The 20,802-nt window shown below is 56.7% G+C and carries 13 protein-coding genes, 3 rRNA genes and 1 pseudogene; 4 read left to right on the top strand and 13 right to left on the bottom strand.

Features of this window, described 5'->3' with window-relative positions:
* Nucleotides 1-61: 61 nt before the first annotated feature.
* The 10 genes from BKA12_RS05210 to BKA12_RS05255 form a co-directional block, all read right to left on the bottom strand.
* Nucleotides 62-1,465 carry a hypothetical protein gene (locus BKA12_RS05210; RefSeq protein WP_183641228.1) on the bottom strand — a complete coding sequence of 468 codons (1,404 nt, stop codon included), beginning with the start codon at nt 1,463-1,465 and terminating at the stop codon, nt 62-64.
* A 5-nt stretch (nt 1,466-1,470) separates the two neighbouring features.
* Nucleotides 1,471-2,007, bottom strand: coding sequence for a sigma factor-like helix-turn-helix DNA-binding protein (locus BKA12_RS12615; protein WP_183641230.1), 537 nt, complete (start codon nt 2,005-2,007; stop codon nt 1,471-1,473).
* A gap of 142 nt (nt 2,008-2,149) precedes the next feature.
* Complete coding sequence (xerD, locus tag BKA12_RS05220; RefSeq protein ID WP_183641232.1) at nt 2,150-3,085, bottom strand: site-specific tyrosine recombinase XerD; 936 nt, start codon at nt 3,083-3,085, stop codon at nt 2,150-2,152.
* A complete protein-coding gene (locus BKA12_RS05225; RefSeq protein WP_183641234.1) occupies nt 3,085-3,741 on the bottom strand; it encodes an NUDIX domain-containing protein in 657 nt (218 codons plus the stop codon). Before BKA12_RS05225 ends, xerD begins: the two co-directional genes overlap by 1 nt.
* A 24-nt stretch (nt 3,742-3,765) precedes the next feature.
* Complete coding sequence (locus BKA12_RS05230) at nt 3,766-5,472, bottom strand: CTP synthase (RefSeq protein WP_183641236.1); 1,707 nt, start codon at nt 5,470-5,472, stop codon at nt 3,766-3,768.
* Nucleotides 5,469-7,196: a DNA repair protein RecN gene (gene recN / locus BKA12_RS05235; RefSeq protein WP_183641238.1), complete on the bottom strand. Its 1,728-nt coding sequence runs from the start codon at nt 7,194-7,196 to the stop codon at nt 5,469-5,471. The genes BKA12_RS05230 and recN overlap by 4 nt, the downstream gene beginning before the upstream one ends.
* 2 nt (nt 7,197-7,198) lie before the next feature.
* Nucleotides 7,199-8,215, bottom strand: a complete 1,017-nt coding sequence (locus tag BKA12_RS05240) for an NAD kinase (RefSeq protein ID WP_183641240.1) — start codon at nt 8,213-8,215, stop codon at nt 7,199-7,201.
* 95 nt (nt 8,216-8,310) lie between these two features.
* On the bottom strand, nt 8,311-9,105 hold the full coding sequence (locus tag BKA12_RS05245; protein WP_183641242.1) for a TlyA family rRNA (cytidine-2'-O)-methyltransferase: 795 nt from the start codon (nt 9,103-9,105) through the stop codon (nt 8,311-8,313).
* 209 nt (nt 9,106-9,314) lie between these two features.
* On the bottom strand, nt 9,315-10,373 hold the full coding sequence (locus tag BKA12_RS05250) for an HAD-IIA family hydrolase (RefSeq protein ID WP_338087436.1): 1,059 nt from the start codon (nt 10,371-10,373) through the stop codon (nt 9,315-9,317).
* The gene (locus BKA12_RS05255) at nt 10,370-11,407 is read right to left on the bottom strand and encodes a tetratricopeptide repeat protein (protein ID WP_338087437.1); all 1,038 of its coding nucleotides are present in this window, start codon (nt 11,405-11,407) and stop codon (nt 10,370-10,372) included. The genes BKA12_RS05250 and BKA12_RS05255 overlap by 4 nt, the downstream gene beginning before the upstream one ends.
* Between BKA12_RS05255 and BKA12_RS05260 the strand changes: the two genes are divergently transcribed.
* From BKA12_RS05260 to BKA12_RS05270, 4 genes and pseudogenes are all read left to right on the top strand, one after another.
* Complete coding sequence (locus tag BKA12_RS05260) at nt 11,342-12,517, top strand: hypothetical protein (protein WP_183641244.1); 1,176 nt, start codon at nt 11,342-11,344, stop codon at nt 12,515-12,517. The genes BKA12_RS05255 and BKA12_RS05260 overlap by 66 nt on opposite strands.
* A gap of 235 nt (nt 12,518-12,752) precedes the next feature.
* Nucleotides 12,753-12,965: pseudogene (locus BKA12_RS12680) on the top strand (Ada metal-binding domain-containing protein); the annotation flags it as partial.
* A gap of 171 nt (nt 12,966-13,136) precedes the next feature.
* Nucleotides 13,137-14,264, top strand: coding sequence for a DNA-3-methyladenine glycosylase 2 (locus BKA12_RS05265; RefSeq protein WP_246361858.1), 1,128 nt, complete (start codon nt 13,137-13,139; stop codon nt 14,262-14,264).
* Nucleotides 14,261-14,770: a methylated-DNA--[protein]-cysteine S-methyltransferase gene (locus BKA12_RS05270; protein WP_183641248.1), complete on the top strand. Its 510-nt coding sequence runs from the start codon at nt 14,261-14,263 to the stop codon at nt 14,768-14,770. The genes BKA12_RS05265 and BKA12_RS05270 overlap by 4 nt, the downstream gene beginning before the upstream one ends.
* A 171-nt stretch (nt 14,771-14,941) precedes the next feature.
* Here the strand turns inward: BKA12_RS05270 and rrf are convergent.
* From rrf to BKA12_RS05285, 3 genes are all read right to left on the bottom strand, one after another.
* Nucleotides 14,942-15,058 (bottom strand): 5S ribosomal RNA (gene rrf, locus BKA12_RS05275).
* A gap of 222 nt (nt 15,059-15,280) precedes the next feature.
* Nucleotides 15,281-18,380, bottom strand: a 23S ribosomal RNA gene (locus tag BKA12_RS05280).
* A gap of 537 nt (nt 18,381-18,917) precedes the next feature.
* A 16S ribosomal RNA gene (locus tag BKA12_RS05285) occupies nt 18,918-20,441 on the bottom strand.
* The 16S, 23S and 5S rRNA genes sit together here, the layout of an rRNA operon.
* Nucleotides 20,442-20,802: the final 361 nt, after the last annotated feature.

The following is a 20,802-nucleotide window of genomic DNA, read 5'->3' on the forward strand; positions in this document are numbered from 1 at the left end:
TTTCTGACAGTTCTCAGAATATTTTTTCAAATACAACGACGGCTCTGGTGGCGGCAGAGAACTACTTGGTGTTCTGCAGGGAATTGGCAAGTCGAATCAGATCAGCCCACTCTTGGGAGTCAACGAACTGCTCGATTTCATCGTTTGACTTGAATCCGAAGAAGCGGCCAAAGTCTGCCGTCCACGAGCCGCTTGAAGTCTCGATAAGCCCAGGGAGCTCGCAGCCTGATCCCGTCACGGACTGATCATGCGGTACGAATCGTAGATTCGTACGTTCGTTGCCATAAGTGTCCTTGAGTGTCACAAGCGCGAGATCAAAGGACGCGGCGAGACCCTCGGTCAGCGGTGCACGCGCGACCACTCGGAAGGTGAGATCCTCACTAAAGCACTGATCCTGGCCGTCGGGTTCCGGACCCATGAACGATGCCACTTTGGTACCGTGTGCATCGAAAATGAATATCTCTTGGCGACCAGAATCGGCGATAGGAGCCGGGGTTAAGACGCTCCAATCAGCTCGCTTTTCTCCCGCGATTCCAGCCTTCTCACTGGAGAATCCTTCCCATGCAGCGTCGCTTGAATACACCCAAGATGGAATGTTCGGCCCCATGAGATGTGCCAAATTCTCGGGCTGCACACCGTAATTCTTGAGAACCTCCAAAGTGCGTTCTTCTGGAGTTTGACCTTCCATGGCGTAACTGATCCGAAGGGCAGGGAACGGAAGGAGCTGAAGTGGAACCTCGGTAGTGGAGTCGGTCGATTCTTCAAGCTGAATCCAGCGTTCGCCATCCCACTTTGCAACGAAAGCGCCCACAAAACTATCGTTTGGCTGTTCATAACTGATTTGATTCGTGACATTGAGGTAACTCGCAAAGTTGCCCGAGCAGCCAATCACCGGACGCTCTTCGGTGGGACCGCTAAAGGGTTCGAGCTTGGAGGAGCCTAGTACAGCAGCCAAGACAGTTTTCACGTCGAAGGCACGGCATTGAGCCGAGTCACCCCAATGCACGTAGGGGTGCGCAGGAACAAGACCATTTGGAAGTTGATCCGCTCGTGAAGTGGCGGTGGAGCTGGAGCTCGATGCTGCCCCGGAAGAAGTCCCCGCCGAAGAACTGGACGACGGACCAGCAGATGAAGAGTTCAGCGTCGAGCTAGACGACTGCGTGCTCTGCGTTGGCGAAACGGCCGGAGGCCTTTGATCTTGTTGCGGCGCGAAAGGATTGGTGATGATCACTCCGGTGACCACTGCCGCAGCAGCGGCACCAGCAATCCAAACTGCTGGCTTCTTGAACCACACCACGTTATCTTTCGTGTTCTCCGGCATGTTGTCAGCTGCTTCCTCATAAGTAGGGACAAAGGTTGGGGTGTGTGTGTCATCAGCACCTAGAGATGACAGGTTGAGAGGACCTGGCGCTGGCAAGCCTTGGGCCGGGTCAGCCTGGTTCATGAGTTGTTCAATGCGATCCATGCTCCTCACACCTCCTTCGTGCCGTGGGTTGATTCTGAGCCTGGGAAGTGCTGCACCAAATGGGCTGGCGCTATTTGGGCAAATGCTTGGCGTGCTTTCGTCAGTCGTGAAGTTGCTGACGCTGCGGTACATCCCAGCACTTTGGCGAGATCGTCGCCGCGCAGCCCGTCCCAATAAGCAAGGATGAGGACTTCTCGGTCTCTTTCGCGCAGTTTGTCTAAGACATCGGCTACTTCGGAGCAGATACCTCCGCTCGAGGCTTGCCCGTCTTGATTGGCCGAATCCTTCATCTGTTCGGCCAACTTAAGTGCACGCCCGGATCCAGGATGGAGGTTTTGAATCAAGGTCTTGGCGGTCACGATGAGCCAGGCGATATCTACTTGCCGGCCCGCTTGGAGGGTGCTCCACGCAGCGCGAAAGACGTCGGTGGTCAGTTCGTTTGCGTCTTCAAGATTGAAGACTCGGCGATAAATAAAGTGCTGAACGGTCACAGCGTGACGTTGATACAACGTGTTGACCGCTTGCTCATATGGAACGCTCACTGCTCCCCCCTTCATGGGCAGCTGGCTATCCCCATCGATAACCACTCTTAGCTTTACTGATGATGTGTCCAACAACCATGAAAATCTTTCAGTTCAACCAAAAGAATCTTGGAAACACTGCACATCAGTGCAAGACAGTGAGCTAAAGACGAGCGCGCGGGTGAGCGGAAGCGTAGATTTCGCGCAGTGTATCCACGGTGACGTGCGTGTAGACCTGTGTCGTAGTGACGGAGGCGTGGCCCAGAAGTTCTTGGACCACACGGACATCGGCGCCACCTTGCAACAAGTGGGTTGCGAACGAATGTCGCATCGTATGCGGCGAAACCTCTTTGCCGATCTGAGCCCGTTCCGCCGCTTGCTGGATGATGGTCCACGCCGACTGTCGAGAGAGCCGACCGCCGCGCAGGTTCAAGAACAAGGCAGGCGTCCCACGACCCTTAGTCACCAACAACGGACGCGCGCGCACCAGATAGTTGTCCAAGGCCTCCACCGCGAACTTTCCCATGGGAACAATGCGCTCTTTGGAGCCTTTACCGCGTACTCGAACCATTCCTGGTCCATCGTTAGATCGATCCACGAACAAGTCATCGACGTCCAACGAGGTCGCTTCTGAGATACGCGCGCCAGTGGAGTACAAAAACTCCAGTATGGCTCGATCACGTAATCCGGCAGGTGTCTCCGGCTGCGTCGCTTCAAGTATTCGGCGTACTTCGTCGATGGTCAGGGCCTTGGGAAGTCGCTGACCTACGGCTGGTGGTTGCACCTCCGCCGCAGGGTTGTCCGTCGTCGTACCTTCAAGGACCCAAAATTTGTGCAGCCCACGGACCGCGACCACGGCGCGTGCCGCAGATCGAGGACTGAGCGGCGCTCCCCCGTCAGCTCCGTCCCGCACGTCTTGCGAATACGTGGTGACGTCTTTACGAGTGATATTTTCGGCGCGCTGAATTCCCCGACCTTCAAGGAAGTTGATGTATCGCTCCAAGTCACGGCGATATGCGGCAACAGTATTCTTGGCGAGCCCTCGTTCAATGGCCACATGTTGCAGATAGGCCTCGAGCTCTTCTCGGAGCAGCGGCATCAGTCGCGATAGAGATTGGTGGCTTCGGCCCGAAATTTGGGGTGTGCATTCCACTCAACGTGCGCGTCCCGCAAGGTCTCCATGCCACGCTGACGAGCCACGGCCAAAGCCATGATGCCGCTGACTGCACTTGGATTGTGGATACGCCCTTCAATGACAGCGGTGAGCGCTTCGTCGAACGGTACCCATTCGATCTTCATGCTGGCTTCTTCGCCGTCGCGCACGTGGCGCTTATCCTCCGGGATTTCATGAATCCCCTGGGCAAGGAAAATGCGGAGTGCTTCGGCAGATGCCCCTGGCGAATTGAACTGATCCACCAAGACATGCCACGTGTCAGCGCGGACGTCTGCCTCTTCAAACAGCTCCCGTTCGGCAGCCGTGACGGGATCTTCACCGTCAATGTCCAAAAGACCAGCCGGAACTTCCCACAAGTACATGCTCACGGGGTGCCGGTACTGCTCGATCATCAAGATGCGGTCGTCATCGTCAAGAGCGACGACGGCTACCGCACCCGGGTGATCGATGTAATCTCGCCCCAAGACTTCGCCGGTCTCGGGGAACACGAAGGAGTCGTGGACGATGTCCCAGACTCGTCCCTCATAGACGACGGACCGCGAGGTCACGTCTAAGGTCACCGCGCGGTCCTGAATCGTCATGAGGAGCTTCTCTCTGGGAGGATCTTACTTCGTGGTCTTTACTCGGCTCTTCTGGTGAGCCAAGCCTGCCTTGATGAGGCCAGCGAACAACGGGTGAGGACGCGTTGGACGCGAGCTCAACTCAGGGTGGGCCTGCGTTGCCACGTAGTACGGGTGCTGGTCCGCAGGAAGTTCCACGTACTCCACGAGCTTGCCGTCAGGCGAGGTTCCGGAGAACACCAAGCCGGCTGCGGCAATCTGATCGCGGTAGTCGTTGTTGACTTCGTAGCGGTGACGGTGGCGCTCAGAGGCTTCAGTCTTGCCGTAGGTGTTAGCTACGACAGAACCCTTGAGGAGCGTTGCTGGGTAGAGGCCCAAACGCATGGTGCCGCCCAAGTCGCCGGCGCCTTCCACGAAGGACTTCTGCTCAGCCATTGTGGCGATGACAGGAACCTTGGTCTCAGGATCAAACTCGGTGGAGCTTGCACCCTTCAAACCAGCTACCTCGCGTGCGTACTCAATGACCATGCACTGAAGACCCAAGCACAAGCCAAGGGTTGGAATGCCGTTTTCGCGCACGTACTTCAACGCGCCCAGCTTGCCCTCGATGCCACGGATGCCGAAGCCACCTGGAACGCAGACTGCGTCAACGCCCTCGAGGGCAGCCTTCGCGCCTTCAGGCGTCTCGCACAAGTCAGAAGCAACCCAACGCACGTTGACCTTTGCGGAGTTGGCGAAACCGCCAGCGCGCAAAGCTTCCGTCACGGAGAGGTAAGCATCTGGCAGGTCGATGTACTTGCCCACCAAGGCCACGTCGATCTCGTGCTTCGGGTTGTGAACAGCGTCGAGGAGTTTGTTCCACTTGGTCCAGTTAACGTCCTTGAACTTCAAGCCGAGTGCTTGGACGATGTAGGCGTCAAGGCCCTGGCGGTGAAGTTCCACCGGGATGTCGTAGATGCTTGGAGCGTCTGCAGCGTTGACCACAGCTTCGGCGTCAACGTCGCAGGTGCGGCCAATCTTTTCGCGCATATCGTCTGGGATAGGACGGTCAGAGCGGATGACCAGAGCGTCTGGCTGGATACCAATCGAGCGAAGCATCGCGACGGAGTGCTGGGTCGGCTTGGTCTTGAGTTCCTGGGATGGGCCGATGAACGGAACCAAGGAAACATGCAAGAAGAACACGTTGTTGCGGCCAATGTCCTGACGCACCTGACGTGCCGACTCGAGGAATGGCTGGGACTCGATGTCGCCTACGGTGCCACCGATTTCCGTGATGATGACATCCGGAGCCTTCTTGCCTTCGGCAGGGAGGCGCATACGGCGCTTGATTTCGTCGGTGATGTGCGGGATGACCTGAACGGTGTCGCCGAGGTAATCACCGCGACGTTCCTTCTCGATCACCGTCGAGTACACCTGACCGGTGGTGACGTTTGCAGAACCATCGAGGTTCTCGTCGAGGAAACGCTCGTAGTGTCCAATGTCGAGGTCAGTTTCGGCCCCATCATCCGTGACAAACACTTCACCGTGCTGGAAAGGATTCATTGTGCCTGGATCCACATTCAAGTACGGATCAAGCTTCTGCATTGTGACAGTTAGACCGCGAGCGCGGAGAAGATGTCCAAGGCTAGAGGCGCTAAGCCCCTTACCGAGGGAGGAGGCAACGCCTCCCGTGACGAAGATGTGCTTCGTCTGCTCGTTGGAACGGGAAAACCGGGAATTAGTTCGTTGCACCACGGAGTTCGAGCCTATCACTTAACGGTCTCAGCGCGAGCATCACTCAAGAGCTCTTTTGCGTGTGCTTGCGCGGTTTCTGAGTCTTCTTGCCCGGCAAGCATGCGGGCAAGCTCACTAACTCTTTCATCTTCGTCCAGCAAAGCAATGTCGCTGGCGGTAACGCCGGTCTCACCGGAGGACTGTTTCATGACGCGAATGTGTCGATCCGCGTACGCTGCCACTTGCGGCAAGTGCGTGACCACAATGACTTGCACGTGCTCAGCGAGCCGCGCCAGACGCCGTCCAATGTCCACTGCAGCCTTGCCGCCAACACCGGAGTCAACTTCGTCGAACACAAACGTCGGAACAGGATCAGTGCTCGCGAGCACCACTTCGATTGCCAGCATCACGCGCGACAGCTCACCGCCAGAAGCACCCTTGCCGAGCGGACGCGGTCCCGCACCTGAGTGCGGCTTGAGAAGCATTTCAATGCTGTCCGCTCCGTAACGGTGGGGTTCCGTTTCTTCCAGTACGACGACGAGGCTTGCGTCCGGCATAGCAAGGCCGTGAAGCTCGGTGGTCACCCGGGCTGACAGATCCTTCGCAGCGGACGTCCGTAGTTTCGTGAGGCTTGCGGCGAGCCCGTCCCGCTCAGCGGTCAGAGTCTCGATGCGCGCGGTCAGTTCATCGATGCGCAGAGTGTCATCGCCGAGCTCCAAGGATCGCTCGCTCGCAAAGCTCGCCCACGCCAACACCTCGTCAATCGTGGGGGCATACTTCTTCGTCAAAGAGTTCAGCGCAGCGCGGCGAGCTTCCACCTCAGCCAGGCGTGCCGGCCCCTCGGAGTCCAGCGAGCTCGCGTAGCTCGCCAGATCACTCGAGAGATCGGACATGAGGTAGCCGATCTCCGCGAGGCGGTCCGCCAACGCCTTGATGTCCGGATCATCGTCACTCACCATCTCGAGCGCACGATGCCCTTCGTTCACGAGCGTCGAGGCGTCAACCGAGGTGCCGAAGTCTTCAGAAACCAGTGCCGAATGCGCTGCCATGGCGGCCGTGCGCAGGCCTTCGACGTTGGCCAACTTCGTGGCTTCAGCTTTGAGGGTTTCGTCTTCGCCAGGTTGCGGATCCACAGCGTTAATCTCTTCGAGAGACACACGCAAGGTCTCCGCTTCAAGTGCGCGCTCCCGAGCCTGCGTCACGAGTTCATCGCGCTGTTGTTGCGTCTGGCGCAGCTCGTCCCACACCGCTTGGTAATCGGCGAGCGTCGAGGCAAGTTTTGGACCGGCAAAACGGTCCAACGATTCCCGCTGCTCCGTGGCGCCTTTGAGTCTCAATTGGTCGGACTGACCGTGCACCGCGACGAGAGCGTCGCCCAGCTCCCCCAGCACGCCAACGGGAGTCGTTCGCCCGCCCACGGTGGCCTTGCTTCGTCCCTCGGACGAAACCGAGCGTGAGAGAACGAGGTGAGCTACGGCGTCGTCCTCTTCGGAATCCGTATCGAAGGAACCGCCCGCATCCGCAGCGCGCATAGCGACGTCGCTGTTGGCGCGCGTTTGAACGATGGCCTCCACGGACGCGCTCTTGGCTCCGTGACGCACGGAGCCAGCGTCTGCACGCTTTCCGGTCAACAGACCAAGCGCCGAGGTGACCATGGTTTTACCGGCGCCGGTTTCACCTGTGACAACGGTGTATCCAGGGCCCAGCGGCAGCACAGCGTGCTCAATGACGCCGAGGTCCCAAATGCTGATTTCTTCGATCATGGTTAGTCGTTGTGATGCCCTGGTAGGAATTGCAGTCGTTCGGTGTTGTGCGGCGGCTCCACCACTTCGGCTTCCCGAATGACGGGAATGGCTGTGGTTTCGGTGTCGCGCGAAGTCGGCGGGACGGGGCCGCGCCAACCCTTGATAGGAAGTTCGAATTTGCGCACCAGACGCTCGGCGAATGGCGTCTCGCTAATGCGGGCGAGTCGTACCGGGAAATCCGAACGCGTGACTTCCACTCGGGATCCCGGCGGCAAGTCCACGGTGCGTCGGCCATCGCACCACAGCACGCCCTGAGCGTCCGTGCGGTTGAGGACTTCCACTGCCATCGTCGAGTTCGGGGAAACGACCAGCGGCTTAGCGAACAGAGCGTGTGCGGCGATGGGAACCATCACCAGCGCGGAAACTTCGGGCCACACCACGGGTCCGCCAGCGGAAAATGCGTAAGCCGTGGATCCGGTGGGGGTTGCCATGACTACGCCATCGCAACCAAAGGTGCTGATGGGGTTCGCATCCACTTCGATGACTACTTCGAGCATGCGCTCTCGGCTAGCTTTTTCCACCGTGGCCTCATTGAGCGCCCATGTGTGCGCGATCTTGGTGTGATCCAGCCAAACCTCAATATCGATGGTCATGCGCTCTTCCACCGTGTACTGGCGGTTCACTACCCATTCCACGGCCTGGTGTAGCTCTGTGCGCTCGCTTTCTGCAAGGAAGCCCACATGGCCCAGATTCACGCCGAGGAGGGGAACGTTGGCGGAACGAACAATTTCGGCGGAGCGGAGGATGGTTCCGTCGCCGCCCAGCACCATGCCCAGCTCAATTTCCTGAAGGCCAACATGCTGATCCAGCACGCGCACTTCATTGATGAGTTCAGGGTGCTCCGGCAACAAATTGGCAAGATCAGGCTCGCGAAGTACGGGCACCAATCCAGCGGTCACTAGTTGGTGGCACGTATCAACGGCTGCCTCCACCGCCTCGCTTCGACCAGTGTGAGCAAGGACCAAAATGTGCCGCATTCGTGCCTTTCCATTCGAAGCTACGTTCCAAACCTACTGAAACTCTATCCCGTCAATGTTTCGTCTCTGGAAATCTATTGCGCGTTGATTCGAGGTCAAGAGTAATCAAGATTATCGAGCAATGCGGCGATCCGCTCCGTGGCGACCGCTTCTGTGGATACCGTGAACCACGCAAAGAATTCGCGGTTGCCATCTTGGCCCGGCAAAGGGCTCCGCTCCAGCCGATTCACGCGCAAGCCCACCGTGTTCGCATGGTTCACGACCTTCTCCACGGCTCGCCTGCGCTCGGTTGGGCTGCTGACTACGCCGTCCTTAGCGAGGGATTCGCGGCCCACTTCGAATTGGGGTTTGATCATGAGTACGACGTCGCCGCTCGGCTTGGTTGCCTTCGCTAGCAGCTCTAGGACAAGCGTGAGCGAGATAAAAGACAAATCACCCACAGTGAGGTCTACCGGTCCCCCGATGTCCTCAGGAGTCATGTAGCGGACGTTCATTCCTTCGAAGACGTGGACCCGAGGATCGTGGCGCAGCGAGTCGACGAGCTGGCCGTGGCCAACGTCAACGGCAGCTACTTCTTTCGCACCGCGCCCCAAGAGCACCTCGGTGAATCCGCCGGTACTGGCGCCAGCGTCGAGGCAGCGCTTTCCAGTCACGGTCACTTCAGTAAATGCTTCGAGCGCGCCGTGAAGCTTATGGCCTGCTCGTGAGACGAATTCTGTGGTTTCACTGTCGGACACGGTGATGGTGTCCGTTGCGGCGACGGACTGAGATGGTTTCGTGGCCACGTCTCCATTGACGCTCACGGAGCCTTCTGCGACGAGCTTGGCGGCCACCGTGCGAGAGCGCGCTAATCCTCGCGCCACGAGCGCTTGATCGAGGCGTTCTTTCACTGATGTACCTTTGCTGCGAGTGGTTCTAGCTCTGGCTTGGCAGGCCAGGAGTTTGAGGGTTTCGATTCAGGTGAGCTTGGAGCTCGTCGAGGATCTTGTGATATTCCTCTGGGCGTCCTTCAAGAGGACTCTTGCCCAGCTCTTGAGCGCGGTCGATCAGTTCATTGAGTACTGGATCGTTGATACGAATCGCTTCCTTTTACTGCGAGTTATTTGTTGGGAAAACTAACGTGCGGGACGTGCTGTTCTTCCTGCTCGGGCACCGCATGCCAGTACGCGGCACACGCTGCGCGCCACGCACGAACATCCGGATCGTCCGAGTTGTCAGAATTGCTCGTCATCGCAATCGTGTCACTCGAGGCATCGAATTGGGCTGTCCACGGGCCGCATGTCCAAGAATTACCGCCATTTTCTGACGACAATTCTGGCGTTTCATAAGGCTCGAAGAGCGAGTCCAAAGTCTTCACCATGAAGGTAGGACGTTCCGCAGTCAAGGCACCCAAGGCGGTCTCCACCGTGTCGATGCCGGTGAGAACCAGAATCGTGGGAATGCTCGCGGCATTTCCGCCACGGATGTCAGTATCCAGGCGATCACCCACCACTACTGGCTGCTTGGATCCCAGCTGCTGTGAGGCTTGCTCAAACATCACCGGAGCCGGTTTTCCGGCAACCACGGGGTACTGGTTGGTTGCCATCGCGACAGCATTGACAAGGGATCCGTTGCCCGGAGCAATGCCTTCAGCGCGAGGAATCGTGTAATCCGTGTTGGTAGCCACCCAGATGGCACCGCGGTTGATGGCATAGGAGGCGTTCGCAAGGTCAGACCACGTCAACGACGGATCAAAGCCTTGGATCACCGCACCGTAGGTGCCATGTCCGTCGGCGTCCTTCGCCCGAAGGGCAGTGAAGCCTGCTGCCTGCACCTGTTGCTCCAAATACGTGGAGCCAGCTACGAGCACCGTGCCAGTTCCATCAGGCGTCAGCCCACGTTCGGTGACGACATCGAGGAGCAAACGAACGCCGGCGTCAGCAGAACCAAAGACGTTGTCCGTGGTCGCGGGAGCGCCAAGTTCTTGCAAGTGCTCCGCGACTTTTTCAGGCGAGCGGGAAGCGTTGTTGGTGATGAAGGCGACCTGGAGGCCGCGCTTCACGCACTCAGTCAACGCTTCCGGGGCGCCGGCAATTGCACCGGCACCCGCGTAAACAACCCCATCCAGATCAGACAGGATCGCGTCGAAGCTCAGTAAGAGAGCGTCAGCTCGGGTCACTTTTCAGTAGACTCCGGGTCTTCGTCATTCTCTTCTGCGTCCTCTTCATCGTCTTCGTCAGACTCTTCCGACTCGTCTTCTTCATCATCAAGGATGTCGAATTCGTCGTCTTCGTCCTCGGAATCATCGGAGCTGCCGTTGTCTTCTGGACCATCGCCATACTTCGACGGTTCGTCACGATCGGAAGCTCCGGCGTCGTCATCCGGCTCGCCCGCAATGTCCTGAGCGTTCTCGCCTTCGGAAGCTTCGTCGTCGTCCTCAATCAAATCCAGAATTTCTGGCTCTGCAGAGTCCTCGTCGATGCCGAGGGCAACTTCGGCGACCTTGATCTGGTCACGCCACTTCTGCGCTTCCTCGGTACGGCCAGCCTTCTCGAGTACGTCTGAGTACGCCTCGAACAAGCGTGGGCTGAAGGAGAACGCGCGGTTGATATCCAACTGCGGGATCTCCAACTCAGCGATGGCTGCCTCGATGTTGCCGAGGTCCTGCTGGGCGCCAGAAGCAACGATCGCAAGCTCAACGCGAGTTGGCACGTCAAGGTCTTCCGCAGCGTCACTGTGGATGGTTTCGAGTGCCTTTTCTGGGCGTCCGAGTCCACGTTCGCAGTCGGCCATGATGGCCAAATGAATGTTGGAACCGCTGATACGACGGAACGTACGCAATTCGCGCAAAGCCTCATGGTAGTCGCCCTTGTTGTAGGCGGTCAGGCCCACAGCTTCGCGGACAACAGCCACACGGCCTCCACGACGGCTCGCTGCTAGTGCGTGCTGGTAGGCAAGCTCCGCGTCTTCGTCGATAAGGCGTCCTGCCATGACGAGGTGCTTCGAAACCCACTCGGCGTTCTTGTCATCGAGGTAGCGCAGCTCGGCACGCGAGAAGCGGTCGAGCTCCTTGCCCGTGACGTCAGCGTCGATGTCTGGCGACTTTGGACGGTCTGGACGGTTAGACGCGCGCAAGTCCGCTGGATTGTGCGGACGTTCGCCGTTAGCACCGGCCTCGAGCTTGCTGAAGTCTGGGCGGTCCTCGCGAACCACTTCACGCTTGTTGTCAGAGAAACGGCCCCGCTCGCGACGCGGTTCGCGGTCGCCAGAGAAGCTGCGGCGGCCGTTGTCTTCGCGCGGCTTGAAGGAACGCTGACCACGGTCATCGGAGCGCTCAAATGGGCGGCCCGAACGCTCGCCGGAACGCTCTCCACGATCATCGCGACGCTGGAAGCCACGGTCTTCACGGTTCTGGAATGCTGGGCGTTCGCCACGGTCGTCGCGACGCTGGAAGCCGCGATCTTCACGGTTCTGGAACGAAGGACGATCCCCACGGTCATCGCGACGCTGGAATGCTGGGCGTTCGCCACGGTCTTCGCGCTTCTGGAACGCGGGACGATCCCCACGGTCGTCGCGACGCTGGAAACCACGATCGTTACGGTCACCGAAAGAACGGCGCTCTCCACCGTTCTCACGACGGTCGCCGCCACCAAAGCCACCACGGCTTCCACCGGCATCATCACGACGCTGGAAACCACGGTTCTCGCGATCGCCAAACGAGCGACGCTCGCCGCCCTCGCTACGTCCCTGGAAACCACGGTCATTACGGTCACCGAACGAGCGGCGTTCTCCGCCACCGAAACCTCCGCGGCTATCGCTACGGTCGTCGCGACGCTGGAAACCACGATCGTTGCGATCACCGAACGAATGACGTTCCCCACCATTCTCGCGACGGTCGCCGCCGCCGAATCCTCCACGGCTTCCACCCGCATCATCGCGACGCTGGAAACCACGGTCATTGCGGTCACCGAACGAACGGCGCTCTCCACCGTTCTCGCGACGGTCGCCACCACCGAAACCTCCGCGGCTGTCGCCACGGTCATCACGACGCTGGAATCCGCGGTTCTCGCGATCGCCAAACGAGCGACGCTCACCGCCTTCGCTACGTCCCCGGAAACCACGGTCATTACGGTCACCGAAGGAACGACGTTCCCCACCGTTTTCACGGCGGTCGCCGCCACCAAAAGCACCACGGTTTTCGCCGCCAAATTCACGACGTTCACCGCGTCCTGCGCTGAAGTCGCGACGGCCTCGGTTGTCACCGTCACGCTGTGGCCGATCACCACGGGCCACAAATTCTCGGCGTGGTCGCTCGGAGCGTGATTCGCCAGACTCGCGTCGTCGCTCGTTGGCGGCGTCGGAGTTGTCAGAATCGTGACGTGACATGTAAAACCTTTCGAAGAAAACACAGGCAAGATGCCCGGTGAACTCCATAAATTCTAGTGCACTCGGCCTAATCGCGCCTGAGTGAGCCTAGATCACAGGGATGCAAGCCGAATCCACCGCTATGTCCGATTTCCGCTAGCAAGTGGTGTACCCACCAAGGCACACTATTGAGGTGAGGGAAGATTCTGGACTCGACCGCGATGTTTGTTATGTCGCCGTAGACAGTCGCGACGCGCGTTGGGACGGACGCTTCTTCCTTGGCGTACGAACTACCGGAATCTATTGCCGCCCATCCTGCCCGGCCCGAACTCCGCTGCCCCACAATTGCGAGTACTTTCGTACGTCGGCGGCGGCCGTATCGTCGGGGTATCGGGCATGTAAGCGGTGCCGCCCGGATGCACTTCCTGGGTCGAGAGAATGGGATTCAGGAACCGATGTAATCAGCCGTGCCGTTCGCGCCATTCGCGATGGCTATATCGATGAGCATGGAGTTTCTGGACTTGCCGCAAAACTGGGGTTGAGCGAAAGGCATTTACATCGTCTCTTTATTGAGAAGATGGGAGCCTCGCCATCCGAGCTCAATCAGACACGCAGATCTCAAACAGCTCGGCTTCTCATCGAACAGACATCGCTGTCGATGGCGGATATCGCATTTTCGGCCGGATTTGGAAGCATTCGTCAGTTCAATGATGCGGTGCTATCGGAATACGGTACGACGCCGACGCTCTTACGTCGTGCGGCCATCGCTACGAAACCAGACACTCACCAGCGCAACGAGAGTAGCGACCATCTCTCCCTGTCTTTGCGCCTGAAATTCCGGCCACCGTACGACATTGACGTTCTATTGGGGTTCTTGAACAGGCACCTTGTTGCCGGCCGAGAGCAACTTTCCGTCAATACTGACACCGGCGAAACCGACGGGGTGATCCGTGCGTTGGACACGCCTCATGGGCTAGGCAGCGTCACGGTTCCATCAATGCTCGACGCTCCAATGTTGACGTTGCGACTGAACCTGCCGACGCTGGCTGATCTGACAAATGTGTTGCCTGCACTACGGCGTTGGCTGGACCTAGACACAGATCCAGCCACCATCAACGAGTCGCTTTCCAGCTCGGAAAGAATGGCATCCATCATTCACCAGCACCCTGGAATACGAATTCCAGGAACTCTGAATCGAAATGAGACGGCCATATTTACAGTGCTGGGACAGCAGGTATCCCTAGCGGCGGCCAGAACATTTCAATCAAGATTCATGGAACGCTTCAGTGAAACTGACGCTACAGGCCTTCGTGTATTCCCACAGCTGCAGGACTTACAGCACATAAAGGCCACCGACTTTCAGTCGGTGCTCGGACTCACGAATACTCGTGCCTCAACTCTCGCGACACTCATAGCCGCTTTGGCCAATGATGTATCGCTCGATGACTATGAGGACAGAGACCTCATCAAGTCCAACTTGCTGGCGCTCAAAGGAATCGGCCCCTGGACCGTGGAATACATCGCCTTGAGATGCCTGGATGACCCAGACGCATTCCCTTCCGGCGACCTCGTTCTCAAACGAGCCTTAGGTATCAGCGCCGTGAAGGACGTGGAACGACTGGCCGAACAGTGGCGTCCCTGGCGAGGATACGCACTCATGCACTTATGGAACCAAGAACTTTCCCGAGAGAAGAAGCCTGTATGAAAAACCTAGAAATAGTCACCGAAGAAATCCTGGGTCATCCCTTCCACGCCGTCATGCTGCGACCGGACAACGCGGTAGTAGCTTCAGGATTTGGAGATCTGGGCGACCTGATCGCCAGGCTCAGTCCACAGGATCAATCCTTAGCGCAGACTGAGGCTAGCGAAGAAGCTATTGAACGCCAATGGCTCAGAGAATACGCCTCAGGGAACATGGATTCACTGAAGAAATTCTCCGTGCAGCAAACTGGATCCGAGTTCTACCAGCTCTGCTGGCAGACGCTTCGGGACGTCGCACCGGGCCAACCATTGTCCTATAGCCAGTTTGCTCAGGCAGCCGGCCGACCGTCGGCTGTTCGTGCAGCGGCAAGCACGTGCGCCAGGAACCTCGTAGCGCTCATCGTTCCGTGCCATCGCGTCATCAGAACCGATGGAAGCGCCGGCAATTACCTCTTTGGCACAAAGATCAAAGAAGAACTGCTGAAATTCGAATCGGAATCAGCAGCGTAACTAGTGGCAGCTCCCCCACGATTCTCTTAAACAAGCATGGGCCTACACGTCAAAGGATGTGTAGGCCCATTGCTCATTCCAGTGCTACTGAGCTCACTCAACTGGACTGTTTTTCTTGTTAAGTGTTGGAAGACCCGCACGTCGTTGTGTGGGTCTTCCTTTTTAAGGGGTGTCCGGCGGTGTCCTACTCTCCCACACCCTCCCGGGTGCAGTACCATTGGCGCTGTGGGTCTTAGCTTCCGGGTTCGGGATGGGTCCGGGCGTTTCCCCCACGCTATGGCCGCCGTAACTTTGGCGAACCAGCAACGTCCACAATTGTTGTGGTGTTGGGTTCAAGTATTTATTTATGGTTGGTGTCTGCCCCTCTACAACCGCCAGGTTATTTCGTTGGTTGTGGGGGGTGTTTTGTTGTTTCGGTGCTGTATGGTGGACGCGGCAGTTTCTGCTGTTTTGTTCTTCCCCACTCATAATCAACCAGTCCTGTTTTACTAGGGTGGTGTGTGGTGGGTGTGTTGTAAGTTGTTGGCCTATTAGTACAGGTCAGCTTCACGAGTCTTTAGTTCTCGCTTCCACATCCTGCCTATCAACCCAGTGGTCTAGCTGGGGGCCTTCAACACTTATGTGTATGGAAATCTTATCTTGAAGGGGGCTTCCCGCTTAGATGCTTTCAGCGGTTATCCTGTCCGAACGTAGCTAATCAGCGGTGCACTTGGCAGTACAACTGACACACCAGAGGTTCGTCCGTCCCGGTCCTCTCGTACTAAGGACAGCTCTTCTCAAATTTCCTGCGCGCGCAGCGGATAGGGACCGAACTGTCTCACGACGTTCTAAACCCAGCTCGCGTACCGCTTTAATGGGCGAACAGCCCAACCCTTGGGACCTACTCCAGCCCCAGGATGCGACGAGCCGACATCGAGGTGCCAAACCATGCCGTCGATATGGACTCTTGGGCAAGATCAGCCTGTTATCCCCGAGGTACCTTTTATCCGTTGAGCGACGGCCGTTCCACAACGTGCCGCCGGATCACTAGTCCCGACTTTCGTCCCTGCTCGAGATGTCTCTCTCACAGTCAAGCTCCCTTGTGCACTTACACTCGACACCTGATTGCCAACCAGGCTGAGGGAACCTTTGGGCGCCTCCGTTACTCTTTAGGAGGCAACCGCCCCAGTTAAACTACCCATCAGGCACTGTCCCTGACCCAGATTATGGGCCGAAGTTAGGAATCCGGTACGGTCAGAGTGGTATTTCAACGATGACTCCACGAGCACTAGCGTGCCCGCTTCACAGTCTCCCACCTATCCTACACAAACCGCACCGAACACCAATACCAAACTATAGTGAAGGTCTCGGGGTCTTTCCGTCCTGCTGCGCGTAACGAGCATCTTTACTCGTACTGCAATTTCGCCGAGTTCATGGTTGAGACAGCGGGGAAGTCGTTACTCCATTCGTGCAGGTCGGAACTTACCCGACAAGGAATTTCGCTACCTTAGGATGGTTATAGTTACCACCGCCGTTTACTGGGGCTTAAAGTCTCCGCTTCGCTTGCGCTAACAGGTCCTCTTAACCTTCCAGCACCGGGCAGGAGTCAGTCCGTATACATCGTCTTGCGACTTCGCACGGACCTGTGTTTTTAGTAAACAGTCGCTTCCCCCTGGTCTCTGCGGCCCCGATCCGCCTCCACCCAGCAAGTGGGTTTCACGGTTGGGGCCCCCCTTCTCCCGAAGTTACGGGGGCATTTTGCCGAGTTCCTTAACCATGATTCTCTCGATCGCCTTGGTATTCTCTACCAGATCACCTGTGTCGGTTTGGGGTACGGGCGGCTAAAACCTCGCGTCGATGCTTTTCTTGGCAGCAGAGGATCACCGGATCACCCACGATTGTGGGCGCCTATCAGGTCTCAGCCTTATGTGAGTCACGGATTTGCCTATGACTCGGCCTACACCCTTGGACCAGGTCATTTCCATTGCCTGGCCCGGCTACCTTCCTGCGTCACACCTGTTAATACGCTGACCTCACATTCCCGGGTCCCACGCCGCGAATACAACCATCTCCCGAAGGAGAAGAAAGTATCTTTGGGGTGGTTAGCAGAAAACGATATTGGTATGGGACGGTTTTTCGCCGGTACGGGAATATCAACCCGTTGTCCATCGACTACGCCTGTCGGCCTCGCCTTAGGTCCCGACTAACCCAGGGCAGATTAGCTTGACCCTGGAACCCTTGATCATTCGGCGGACGGGTTTCTCACCCGTCATTCGCTACTCATGCCTGCATTCTCACTCGTGTACAGTCCACCACATCGGTTACCCGGCAGCTTCACCCCATACACGACGCTCCCCTACCCATCCAACAAAAGTTGAATGATGCGACTTCGGCGGTGTGCTTGAGCCCCGCTACATTGTCGGCGCGGAATCACTTGACCAGTGAGCTATTACGCACTCTTTCAAGGGTGGCTGCTTCTAAGCCAACCTCCTGGTTGTCTAAGCAACTCCACATCCTTTCCCACTTAGCACACGCTTAGGGGCCTTAGTCGGCATTCTGGGCTGTTTCCCTCTCGACTATGAAGCTTATCCCCCACAGTCTCACTGCTACGCTCTCACTTACCGGCATTCGGAGTTTGGCTGACGTCAGTAACCCGGTGGGGCCCATTAGCCATCCAGTAGCTCTACCTCCAGTAAGAAACACGTAACGCTGCACCTAAATGCATTTCGGGGAGAACCAGCTATCACGGAGTTTGATTGGCCTTTCACCCCTACCCACAGCTCATCCCCTCCATTTTCAACTGAAGTGGGTTCGGTCCTCCACGCGCTCTTACACGCGCTTCAACCTGGCCATGGGTAGATCACTCCGCTTCGGGTCTAGACCGTGCCACTCAAACGCCCTATTCAGACTCGCTTTCGCTACGGCTTCCCCTCACGGGTTAACCTCGCGACACAGCACTAACTCGCAGGCTCATTCTTCAAAAGGCACGCCATCACACCTACAAGGATGCTCTGACGGTTTGTAAGCACATGGTTTCAGGTACTATTTCACTCCCCTCCCGGGGTACTTTTCACCATTCCCTCACGGTACTAATCCGCTATCGGTCATTGGGTAGTATTTAGGCTTACCAGGTGGTCCTGGCAGATTCACACGGGATTCCTCGAGCCCCGTGATACTCGGGTATCACCACAAAAACCTGTACACACAGACCAGTTACCGGACTCTCACCGTCTACGGTCGGGCTTCCCAACCCATTCACCTCAGTGCATACACATTTCACGACCCAAAACGGTGATCGTACGTGGTAACCCCACAACCCCCATGATGCAACCCCCGTCAGGTATCACACACCACAGGTTTAGCCTCTTCCGCGTTCGCTCGCCACTACTAACGGAATCACTTTTGTTTTCTCTTCCTACGGGTACTGAGATGTTTCACTTCCCCGCGTTTCCCCCAATACCCTATGAATTCAGATATTGGTTACACGTCATAACACGTGCAGGGTTTCCCCATTCGGAGATCCTGGCATCAACGCTCGGTTATCAACTCCACCAGGCTTATCGCAGATTCCCACGTCCTTCATCGGCTCCCAATGCCAAGGCATCCACCATGCGCCCTTAAAAACTTACAAACACAAAAAGCTCATAAGCAAGAACAAACACTAAACAAACACAAGAACAATCAAAATTATTACTCGGATATATTTGCAGAAAACAACAACCACAATAAATTGTGATTGTTAGATGCTCGCGTCCACTATACAGTTCCCAAACAACAACCCACACACCCCACACCAGAAGAAACACTATGGTTTCAACCGTGTTAGCAGCATGCAGACACCTTCAAAACAACAACCCTCCACACACTCAAAAACCCCAAAGGATTCTCTTGTTTGTGGATGGCCTGTTGTTTCAGGCCCCAATAATGTGTCATAACCACCCATCCATTCACCAGCTCGTCTTGTGTTCCTCACCCTGACCTCCCACCGAAATGGTTGGTCCTGGTTGTACTAACAAAGCGTGCCGGCACGAGAATGCGCAGCAAATTTGTTGATATTCCACCCATGAGCACCACGCCCTCGCAACACAAGTACGAGATAGCGGGTAACTTCTACCACCACACACAAACATCATGTGATGCTGTGTGACAGGTGTTAGATGCTCCTTAGAAAGGAGGTGATCCAGCCGCACCTTCCGGTACGGCTACCTTGTTACGACTTAGTCCCAATCGCCAGTCCCACCTTCGACAGCTCCCTCCCACAAGGGGTTAGGCCACCGGCTTCGGGTGTTACCAACTTTCGTGACTTGACGGGCGGTGTGTACAAGGCCCGGGAACGTATTCACCGCAGCGTTGCTGATCTGCGATTACTAGCGACTCCGACTTCATGGGGTCGAGTTGCAGACCCCAATCCGAACTGAGACCGGCTTTTTGGGATTAGCTCCACCTCACAGTATCGCAACCCTTTGTACCGGCCATTGTAGCATGCGTGAAGCCCAAGACATAAGGGGCATGATGATTTGACGTCGTCCCCACCTTCCTCCGAGTTGACCCCGGCAGTCTCCTATGAGTCCCCACCATAACGTGCTGGCAACATAGAACGAGGGTTGCGCTCGTTGCGGGACTTAACCCAACATCTCACGACACGAGCTGACGACAACCATGCACCACCTGTGAACCAGCCCCGAAGGGAAACCGCATCTCTGCGGCGATCTAGTCCATGTCAAGCCTTGGTAAGGTTCTTCGCGTTGCATCGAATTAATCCGCATGCTCCGCCGCTTGTGCGGGCCCCCGTCAATTCCTTTGAGTTTTAGCCTTGCGGCCGTACTCCCCAGGCGGGGCACTTAATGCGTTAGCTACGGCGCGGAAAACGTGGAATGTCCCCCACACCTAGTGCCCAACGTTTACGGCATGGACTACCAGGGTATCTAATCCTGTTCGCTACCCATGCTTTCGCTCCTCAGCGTCAGTTACAGCCCAGAGACCTGCCTTCGCCATCGGTGTTCCTCCTGATATCTGCGCATTTCACCGCTACACCAGGAATTCCAGTCTCCCCTACTGCACTCTAGCCTGCCCGTACCCACCGCAGATCCGGAGTTAAGCCCCGGACTTTCACGGCAGACGCGACAAACCGCCTACGAGCTCTTTACGCCCAATAATTCCGGATAACGCTCGCGCCCTACGTATTACCGCGGCTGCTGGCACGTAGTTAGCCGGCGCTTCTTCTGCAAGTACCGTCACTTTCGCTTCTTCCTTACTGAAAGAGGTTTACAACCCGAAGGCCGTCATCCCTCACGCGGCGTCGCTGCATCAGGCTTTCGCCCATTGTGCAATATTCCCCACTGCTGCCTCCCGTAGGAGTCTGGGCCGTGTCTCAGTCCCAGTGTGGCCGGTCACCCTCTCAGGCCGGCTACCCGTCGTCGCCTTGGTGAGCCACTACCTCACCAACAAGCTGATAGGCCGCGAGTCCATCCCCAACCAAAAAATCTTTCCAACACCCACCATGCGGTAAATGTTCATATCCAGTATTAGACCCAATTTCTCAGGCTTATCCCAGAGTCAGGGGCAGGTTACTCACGTGTTACTCACCCGTTCGCCACTAATCCACCTAGCAAGCTAGGCATCATCGTTCGACTTGCATGTGTTAAGCACGCCGCCAGCGTTCATCCTGAGCCAGGATCAAACTCTCCGTAAAAAAATACAGACACCACCAACACAACACGGGAAAACGCGTTGCACGATGGCACCAAATTCAAACCCAGCAATAAAAAACCCAACAACAAACAACCCCTAAAGATTGTTCACCATCAGGCAGTTATTACCGATATAAAACAATCGGTATCAACAAACATGACACACTATTGAGATCTCAAACAACAGACACCTACCAAACATTCACGAAATCTTTATTTCGTTTCCGCGTTGGCGACTTATCTAATCTACAACCCTTTTTCTCTTCGGTCAAATTCACTTTATGTGATCCTGACCGCATCGAATTTCTTTCAGATTTCCACCTCGGTCGCAGCAAAGCGACGATGTTTTCATCGTAAGAAATT

This window comes from Neomicrococcus lactis (assembly GCF_014200305.1).
Taxonomy (GTDB): Bacteria; Actinomycetota; Actinomycetes; order Actinomycetales; family Micrococcaceae; genus Neomicrococcus; species Neomicrococcus lactis.

Excerpts from the sequence above, each read along its gene's own strand:
- BKA12_RS05210 (WP_183641228.1), bottom strand. The coding sequence starts at position 1,465 with ATGGATCGCATTGAACAACTCATGAACCAGGCTGACCCGGCCCAAGGC.
- xerD (WP_183641232.1), bottom strand. The coding sequence starts at position 3,085 with ATGCCGCTGCTCCGAGAAGAGCTCGAGGCCTATCTGCAACATGTGGCC.
- BKA12_RS05225 (WP_183641234.1), bottom strand. The coding sequence starts at position 3,741 with ATGACGATTCAGGACCGCGCGGTGACCTTAGACGTGACCTCGCGGTCC.
- recN (WP_183641238.1), bottom strand. The coding sequence starts at position 7,196 with ATGATCGAAGAAATCAGCATTTGGGACCTCGGCGTCATTGAGCACGCT.
- BKA12_RS05240 (WP_183641240.1), bottom strand. The coding sequence starts at position 8,215 with ATGCGGCACATTTTGGTCCTTGCTCACACTGGTCGAAGCGAGGCGGTG.
- BKA12_RS05265 (WP_246361858.1), top strand. The coding sequence starts at position 13,137 with ATGGGAGCCTCGCCATCCGAGCTCAATCAGACACGCAGATCTCAAACA.
- BKA12_RS05270 (WP_183641248.1), top strand. The coding sequence starts at position 14,261 with ATGAAAAACCTAGAAATAGTCACCGAAGAAATCCTGGGTCATCCCTTC.